The organism is Asticcacaulis biprosthecium C19, assembly GCF_000204015.1.
Taxonomy (GTDB): Bacteria; Pseudomonadota; Alphaproteobacteria; order Caulobacterales; family Caulobacteraceae; genus Asticcacaulis; species Asticcacaulis biprosthecius.
Genome location: NZ_GL883077.1, coordinates 1,809,782 through 1,817,228 on the forward strand (window position 1 = coordinate 1,809,782; position 7,447 = coordinate 1,817,228).

At 60.4% G+C, this 7,447-nt stretch carries 6 protein-coding genes; all 6 read right to left on the reverse strand.

All coding sequences use genetic code 11. The annotated features are described in order from the left end of the window. Nucleotides 1-19: 19 nt before the first annotated feature. Nucleotides 20-1,078 carry a thioredoxin-disulfide reductase gene (gene trxB, locus ABI_RS08435; RefSeq protein WP_006272493.1) on the reverse strand — a complete coding sequence of 353 codons (1,059 nt, stop codon included), beginning with the start codon at nucleotides 1,076-1,078 and terminating at the stop codon, nucleotides 20-22. Between the two features lie 156 nt (nucleotides 1,079-1,234). After that, the gene (locus ABI_RS08440; RefSeq protein ID WP_006272494.1) at nucleotides 1,235-2,278 is read right to left on the reverse strand and encodes a mitochondrial fission ELM1 family protein; all 1,044 of its coding nucleotides are present in this window, start codon (nucleotides 2,276-2,278) and stop codon (nucleotides 1,235-1,237) included. Between the two features lie 12 nt (nucleotides 2,279-2,290). Further along, complete coding sequence (gene greA, locus ABI_RS08445) at nucleotides 2,291-2,764, reverse strand: transcription elongation factor GreA (RefSeq protein ID WP_006272495.1); 474 nt, start codon at nucleotides 2,762-2,764, stop codon at nucleotides 2,291-2,293. Between the two features lie 241 nt (nucleotides 2,765-3,005). Then, nucleotides 3,006-5,300: a DUF6311 domain-containing protein gene (locus ABI_RS08450; RefSeq protein WP_006272496.1), complete on the reverse strand. Its 2,295-nt coding sequence runs from the start codon at nucleotides 5,298-5,300 to the stop codon at nucleotides 3,006-3,008. Nucleotides 5,301-5,501: 201 nt separating this feature from the next. Then, nucleotides 5,502-7,094, reverse strand: coding sequence for an ankyrin repeat domain-containing protein (locus tag ABI_RS08455; RefSeq protein ID WP_006272498.1), 1,593 nt, complete (start codon nucleotides 7,092-7,094; stop codon nucleotides 5,502-5,504). A 113-nt stretch (nucleotides 7,095-7,207) separates the two neighbouring features. Next, the gene (locus ABI_RS08460; RefSeq protein ID WP_050808228.1) at nucleotides 7,208-7,393 is read right to left on the reverse strand and encodes a hypothetical protein; all 186 of its coding nucleotides are present in this window, start codon (nucleotides 7,391-7,393) and stop codon (nucleotides 7,208-7,210) included. Between the last annotated feature and the right edge of the window lie 54 nt (nucleotides 7,394-7,447).

Below are 7,447 nucleotides of genomic sequence, written 5' to 3' on the forward strand. Positions count from 1 at the left end.
TAGAGTTGAGATTGATGATCTAGGCTTGGGCGACCAGTTTAGGTTTGGTGGCTTTTTTCTTGGTCTTGGGAGGCAGTTTCTCGAACTCTTCGTCGATTTCCTTGGCCGTCAGCAGGCTGTGATGGTGGTCTTCCTCGGCCAGAAGGCGGATGGCCTCAAGCGCCGCCTGACAGCCCATGCCGGCGGCGGTGACCGCCTGGCGGTAGACGTCGTCCGTGACGTCGCCGGCGGCAAAGACACCGGGAATCGAGGTCTTGGGTGTGCCGGGCTCAACGACGAGATAGCCGCCTTGCTTGGTTTCGAGCTGGCCTTCGAAAAGTTGCGAGGACGGTGCGTGACCGATAGCGATAAAGACGCCGTCCAGGTCGATTACGCGGTCTTCGCCGCCGTTCGTTGATGACAGGCGAACGCCGGTGACGCCGGCCATGCCGAATTCATTGCGGTCGCCCAGAATCTCATCGATGGCGACGTTCCATATCGGCTCGATCTTGGGATGGTTTAGAAGGCGCTCGACCAGGATCTTTTCGGCGCGGAGCTGTTCGCGGCGGTGGATCAGATAGACCTTGGAGGCGAACTTGGTCAGGAACAGAGCCTCTTCGACGGCTGTATTTCCGCCGCCGACTACGGCCACGGCCTTGTTGCGGTAGAAGAAGCCGTCGCAGGTGGCACAGGCCGATACGCCGAAACCCTGATAGGTCTTTTCGGATTCGATCCCCAGCCATTTGGCCTGGGCGCCGGTGGCGATGATGACAGTTTCGGCCAGGAAGTGATTCCCGGCTTCGGTTTCCAGCCGGAAGGGACGTTGCGACAGGTCGGCTTTTGTGACGATTTCAGCGATCACCTCGGTGCCCATATGGACGGCCTGGTCGCGCATCTGGTCCATCAGCCACGGGCCCTGGATGACCTCGGCAAAGCCCGGATAGTTCTCGACATCGGTGGTGATGGTCAGTTGTCCGCCGTCCTGAGGGCCGGTGAAGATGACCGGCGACAGCAGGCCGCGCGCTGCATAGATGGCGGCGGTCCAGCCGGCCGGGCCGGTGCCGATGATGGCGCAGCGAACTTTACGAGGATCGGACATGGAGAGAACCTGAGGAATCGTGATTTTCGATCCCCTAGATAGGGATCAGGGACCGCGTTGTCATCCGTTAACGAATTGGCGGGGTGAAAAAGTGGCAAATGCGTCCGCCGCAAAGAGGCCCCCTCCGTCTCAACGCTTTTCGGCCCATAAGGGGCCTCACTTGCTCGCCACCTCCCCATTGTCATGGGGAGGAGAAGAAAGAGAAGACTTTCCTTGTCGCTTGGCAGAGAACACCTCAACCACCTTGGCGGCGGCGCGGGCGGTTTCGTTCAAAGCGGCGTAGGTCCAGGTGTCGAGGCGGCCGTTGAAGGGGCGAACAATACCGCGTCTTTCAAGCGCGTCGTGGAAGCGGGCGAACTTGCCCTCCCCCCGAAGCCGGTCCATGGCGAGGCGGTAGACGGGTTTGCCGGTGACGGCGGCTTCGGCGGCCATATTCACCGAGTCCTCCGTGACGAGGATGTGGTCTGCGGCGTCAAGGAAGGCGAAATAGGGATTCTCGCCGTGGCCGTTGTGGATCAGCCCGGGGAGATCGCCGAGGATCTCATGGAAGACCGACCGGGCATCGTCCGGTGTGCGCCGCGACAGGGTCAGCAACAGACTGCCACTACCAACAGACTGGCGGATATCGGCAGCCATGGCGCGGGCGCGCTCTGGCGTCAGGTCGTGGGTTTTGGATTTGCCGCCGATCAGTACGGCGATGCGGGGATGCCGCAGTTCGGACAGGCGGCCGCGCCACGCCAGGGCTTCCGCGGCGAGCTTTTCGGCAGTTATACGGTTGGTGGAACCCAGTAAAGACAGGACATTTTTGCCGTGAACCTCGTCATGCTCGGGGGCAATGACCAGGTCGAAGGCCGAAAGGTTGCTCTTTGGGTCCTGAAGCTGGATGACCAGAGTCTTGCCGTCCGAGCGCTTTTTCATGCGCAGCGAGAAGGGGAGGGTCGCCCGCCCGGCGGCAAGCCAGATATCGGGATAGGGCGCTTCTACGCGATCGCTGTCCGGACTGAGCATACGGTCCGGCCACAGTTTCAGTGCCGTCGGCCAGCGGTCGAAGGCAGCGTCATAGCGGATGCGCTTGACGGTGATCGTTGCCGGGATCAGGCGCGCGACGGCCTCCGCCAGGCCCAGAACCTGGTTTTCGATACCGGCGCGTCCATCGGACACGGCCCAGATCGTCACAGGCTGAGCTTGATCAGGTTCCATCAGAGCCGTGGGTTAGATCCACTCGACCTTGAGGATTTCGTAGGCCTTGACGCCGCCAGGAGTCACGACTTCGACAACGTCGCCGACTTCCTTGCCGATCATGGCGCGAGACAAAGGTGACGACAGCGAAATCTTACCCGATCTCACATCGGCCTCGTGATCGCCCACCACCTGGTAGCGGCCTTCTTCCTCAGTGTCTTCGTCGACCACAGTCACGGTCGCGCCAAACTTGATATTCTGGCCCGACAGCTTGGTGACGTCGATCACCTGGGCGCGGCTGATCTTGTCCTCGATATCGGCGATCTGACCTTCGATCCAGCCCTGGCGTTCCTTGGCGGCGTGGTATTCTGCGTTTTCGGAGAGGTCCCCGTGCGAACGCGCCTCCGAGATTGCCGCGATGACGGCGGGGCGCTCGATCGACTTGAGACGCTTCAGTTCATCGTCGAGAGACTTGTAGCCCCCGACGGTCATCGGCACTTTTTCCATGTGCGATTGTTCTTGAACCACCCTGAGGAATGACGAAAAGCCCTACAACCGGTTGAGGGTGAATACAACCGGCAGGGCTGAGGTGTAAACGTGTAAAAGACGCCGCCCTGTGGTACCTTGCGGTGCACAAGAGCGGCGTCTGGCTCTATATAGTGTGATTTACATCGTTTTGGAAGAAGAGTTTTAGCACCGTCCAAATATGGCATTCCGGCCGCTACAGGCCTGAAGGCAAGGTCGTGATTTAGCTGGTCGAGACGGGGCGCCAGACCTTCTGCATCGGGGCCGCCGGTTCGTCGTCCGGTTCCGCATCGGGATCGCTGAGCCGGATATTGATCAGCTTGATACCGAGGTTCCGCGCCGTCTGAGGTTCGGGCTTGGGCTCCGTCTTTTGGGCGATTTGGCTGCGCCCACCGCGCGAAACGGAAACCGCGGCCGACGATTCGGTCCCGCCTTCGACCGTGATGGGTTCCGGCGGGATGACCACGAAGCGAATCTTCAGTGCGTCCTTGCGCAGGGCCGAGGCTGGCAGAGAGATGGTGTGTTCGGTGGCGCGCGGCTTGAGCTCGATTTCGTCGACCTTGACGTCATTGACCATGACGCTGACGTGGACAGGAATGCGGCTCTTGGCCTTCAGGTTCAAATCCAGCTTGCGCGGCCGTGTGGTCTCGAACTCGACGTGCTTGATCGGGATCATGACATTGGCGTCGGGGCCGTCGCTCCAGGTACCTTCGGTATCCGGGCGCGACCAGTTCTGGTCCAGCATGCAGGTGCCCTGGTCAAGCCAGCCAAAACGGACCTCTGAGCGGATCGGATCCCAGACCGGCTTGTCGAGCGGCAGGTCCAGCGCGGCTTCCGGCGGCAGGATCCATACGCCGTCCAGCATGCGCAGGCGCGGCCGCAGATTGGCGGGGGCGTCGCACTGCTTCAGGAAGACCAGCAGATGGTTGGGCTTGACGTCGCCAGTCTTGAAAGCGTCCTGGCCGGCTTCCTGGTGCGAGACCTGGATCAGGTTCTCACGTGCCGCGTACATAGTGTTGACCGGCAGCTTGTTCGAGGTGGCACGCCAGGTGACTTCGTAGAACAGCTTCTGGTTCAGGTGGACATTGGCGGGGTAGAAGTCGACACCGTCGGAGGCCTCGACCAGCTTGTCCCACAACGGCGACGGGGTCAGGTAATAGACCTTCTCGCTCTGGGCCAGGCCGGTGGCCTTGCGCATGGCGGCGGCAAAGCCGGCAATGTCATAGGCCTGGACGGCGATGACCAGCGGCAGGAGCACGGCGACCATCTTGGGCCGGGCCTTGAACAGCACGACCAGGGACGTCAGGATCAGGAGATAGGCGACCGGCCACAGCATGCGGCCCGAGGCGCGCAGGATGGCCGCAGGTCCGCGCAGAGCCTCCGGCAGCGGGAAGTTCCACACCGTCATGTTGAAGAACTTGGCGTTGTTGGAAAACGCAATCAGGGCCAGGCACAGCATCGGCAAAGCCAGCGGCCACAGCTTGTTGAGGAATTCTTTCGAACGCTTGGCTTCGGGCGAGGTCAGATAGAGAACCACGGCGATGACGATCAGCACCAGCAGACCGAAACCGAGATATTGATAGCCTTCGAACGACTGGCCGCCATTGAGCGGCGTCGCCTTCAGGATGTTGGAGAAGTCCTGGCGCACCGGATTGAAGAAACTGTCGATTCCGGCGGTATAGTAGCCCCACCCGCCGGCGCCGGGCGCCATGCCCTTGGTGTAGGTACCGGCCAGGCCCATGGTGATTATTGGGGCGACCAGAACAGCGACGGCGCGCCAGGCCGTATCGAGCAGGGCCTTGCGGTCGAACGTGCGCGCGGCCGGCCAGAAGCGGCGCAGGACGTCGCCGCCCCAGATGGCCGCAATCATGAACAGCAGATACGGGTGCAGCAGACCGGCGAAACCGAGCAGGGCGATCCAGTGCCACATCTTAGCGCGTTCTGTTTGCACATTGAGGAAGATGTGCAGGCCCCACAGGACCAGGAACTGGGCCACCAGGGTGTCGTGGCGCATACGGTAATAGAGGATCGGCAGCAGGCTAAGCACAATGGCGCCGCCAAACGCCATCCAGCGGTTCTGCGCGTAGGGGCGAACCAGGTGATAGGCGACGAAGAAGTGCAGGCCGACGCACATGGCGAACCACAGGCCGATATACTGGAACTGATCGGGCAGCAGTTCGGAGAAGGGCTTGAACAGGAAGGCAAACGGCGGATTGGCGTCGAGCGACATCAGCGAATTGCCGATGGGGGCGGCCAGGCAGGTCTGATGGTTCAGGCTGTCGGCGCAGTGACGGTAGGCGTTCCAGCCCAGGACATGCTGGCCCCAGTCGGCTTCCAGCACCCAGCCGATTCGAGTCGGGTCAACAATGTACGGATTAAAGAAACACAGGAACAGGACGACAGGCGCCAAACAGCAGGCCGCACGGAACACACCCGTCCAGACCTGGGGCGGCATGTTGGTCACAAAGGCTTGGGGCTGGCTCAGAAGGGAGCGCCAGTTCCAGGTTGGCAAACGCATGGTCTTGTTTCGATACTCGGACGGAGGGCTGGGGTGCGCCCCTGCAATCGCTGTGCCTCTTTGCGGCGGTGTCGCGAAGGACGGTTCTGTCCGGCGCGGTGGGCTCTTGCAGCGATAACAGGGTGATTTTCAGCCAAGCATTCTAGCCTATCCGGCGAAGTTCACAAGCCCGTGAACGGGTGACATTTTGTTACACTGGTGTCAGTCCGGCCACTTGCCGTGAGCGCGGAGCCAGGCGGTGACGCGAAGCCACCGCCAAACGCGGGCGTTACGGATCAGGTCATCCAGAACCTCCTTTTTCGAGAGATCGGCACCCGCTTCCAGGAGGATCAGCGTGGTATCTTCTTCATAGATTTCGCGTAGCGGCGACAGGCCGTCGTTTGTTTCGATCTCGGCATCATGATTCAACAGCCAGTGAATTACATCGATGTCACGGCGCGCGATGGCCTTGTCCAAAACGCTATGGCGGAAGGTGTCGCGACTGTTGATATCGGCGCCGTAGTACAGAAGGAGTTGAATGATGGCGATGAAATCGGCGGTACTTGCGTCGTCCGGGCGGTAAGCGAACGTAATGATCGGATCGATCTTCCTTGTCGCGTCATTGCGGCGGATCACGAGGTCTGGACCCAGCGCCAGCACCCGTTTGACCAGGCCGGGGGAACCACTTTTAACGGCATGCGCCAGGGCGCGGGTCACGGCTGCCCTATCTACCTGGCCGTCCACGGTTAGCGCGCCTTGGTCGATCAGCCGGTTGGCCATGTCGAAGCGCCGGCCGGCGATCGCTGCGTCGAGCAGTGAAAAATCGAAGGGATAGCCCTTGACCAACCGGTCCTGCGGTGCGCCACGGGACAGAAGATCGGAGATGACGTCGTCGGTCGTTTCGGAATTCGAAATCAACTCGGACAGCAACTCAGCCCCTTTGTCGGAGGTAAAATCGAATCCGTTCTTTGCGACGGCTTCCAAAGTGCGATGATCGATTTTCCACCACAGGCTGACGTCGGCCATTTCGGCCATGTTCAAGGTCAACCGTGCCGTGATAGACGGGGCACCGCCGCTGCCGTCGTTGGAGAAGGATTTACTTGACGTGCCCAGATGGATTTCGACTTTCTCGGAGAACCATCCATGGCCGTTCATATCGAAATGATAAACATCCCGTAGTGACCAGAACTGAGCAGCCTCTGCTAGGTCCAGCATGGCTCGAACGCGTTCGGGCGAGATACGATAGGTTTGCGGGCCCAAAATATTTTTTGGATCGCCGGGCGTGTAGGTCACCCTCCCGTCGCCTTGAATCAGCATGCTGAACGGCGTCGGTTCTCCACGCGACATCCAGTTCAGGCGAATCTCTGCCGTGTCGAGCTCGCCGACCGGCCGAGGAACATAAGGACCGGGCTTTTCTTCTTCATAGAATAAGGCTTCCGCATAAACCTCTGCGGGCTTGCCGTCGGTCAGGAAGTGCGTGAATTGCTGAGCGGCGAGGGCATCCAGCGCTGCCTGCCGTTGGGGAGTAATCTCAGGTGTTGCTTCATCGTAGGCACTACCGGGGGATATGCAGGTTACCCGCCCATCTTCACCAATGACGTAGCGGACGGTGAAGAACCATTCTCCGGAATGGCTGTCGAAGTCGTAGATGAGTTTTTGGGAATAGGGCGTGGAGGAGCGATGGGCGGTGCGTTCGTTTACGTCCGGCTGCCGCAGGGTTGCGGTGACGGACGGATCGCACGCCGGTAAGGCGTGGACCTGAAAGGACGCCAAGGCGACAGTCATCGTTGCGGCAATGGCCGAGAAATGTCGCATGCTTCTCCCCCTTTAAAATACTTCAACAGATCGTCCGAGGGGCGCATAGATGTTGGTTGCGCGCAGGCGTCGAGTCAGAATGCTCAATAGATGAAATCTTCCGCCGCTGAACTTTAATCGGCACCCCTGGATGCCTCGCGCCGGACCTTAATACGAACAAGGATCTGCTCGGCGGGAACACCTTCCGACGGGTTGGCCAGGTATTCGGCATGGCCCGTGACCACTTCGTCTCTGAGCCATTGTCCAAGGGCGGCCATTTCGGTTGGCGGAGACGTGGCGATGTTCTTGGTCGTCCGCATGGCCTGCTCCTTTGCCATTCAATATGACTATACCAACGGCATTTGAGTTCAACC

Coding starts and splice junctions, on each gene's coding strand:
- ABI_RS08450 (WP_006272496.1), bottom strand. CDS start 5,300: ATGCGTTTGCCAACCTGGAACTGGCGCTCCCTTCTGAGCCAGCCCCAA.
- greA (WP_006272495.1), bottom strand. CDS start 2,764: ATGGAAAAAGTGCCGATGACCGTCGGGGGCTACAAGTCTCTCGACGAT.
- trxB (WP_006272493.1), bottom strand. CDS start 1,078: ATGTCCGATCCTCGTAAAGTTCGCTGCGCCATCATCGGCACCGGCCCG.
- ABI_RS08440 (WP_006272494.1), bottom strand. CDS start 2,278: ATGGAACCTGATCAAGCTCAGCCTGTGACGATCTGGGCCGTGTCCGAT.
- ABI_RS08455 (WP_006272498.1), bottom strand. CDS start 7,094: ATGCGACATTTCTCGGCCATTGCCGCAACGATGACTGTCGCCTTGGCG.
- ABI_RS08460 (WP_050808228.1), bottom strand. CDS start 7,393: ATGCGGACGACCAAGAACATCGCCACGTCTCCGCCAACCGAAATGGCC.